Genomic DNA, 533 nt, shown 5'->3' on the forward strand with positions numbered 1-533 from the left:
AATCCATTCGTAAGCTTGAGGGCGAATTTCTACTTTTTCGAACTCAGCTTGTACGGCTTCGGTGCGTCCATCCGGCTCATACCAGTAGCCAAAATCTTCCATTAAACGACGTTCAGGACCAGCGACACACCAGTGCGCGATTTCGTGCAGAGCAGAAGCGTAAAAACCTCGAGCAAAAATAATACGATGGTGAGGATGCTCATCATCAGCTGGCAGATAAATAGGCTCATCACCACCAAGCTCTAGCGTGGTGTTGAATTGCTCAAGAAAAGTGTCATTGAAAATGGTGATTAGATCTTGGTATTCGTGGGTCATCGTCGAGTCTGTACTTCAAATTGACATGCGCTGCGCATTGTCGCTGTTTTTGCAAATAAGGTAAAGGCATCCCACAGTTTTGGTTATTAGTTGAATTTATCTGAACCGACCTTTCTCAATATAATTTCTCATTCGTCAGCGTACTCATTTACTAATACACTCTCGCCTTATTTTGGTGCCACTCAAATTGCTGTTTTTCAAGCAGTTTGATTATGAGC

Annotated in this window: 1 protein-coding gene; it reads right to left on the bottom strand. The window is 43.2% G+C overall.

Annotated features, from left to right (window positions below; genetic code table 11):
• Window positions 1–315: elongation factor P hydroxylase (locus R7040_RS29630; protein ID WP_318098073.1), on the bottom strand; the 315-nt coding region annotated here is incomplete at its 3' end.
• Between the last annotated feature and the right edge of the window lie 218 nt (window positions 316–533).

The sequence above is a fragment of the Vibrio sp. 1069 genome, assembly GCF_033340555.1.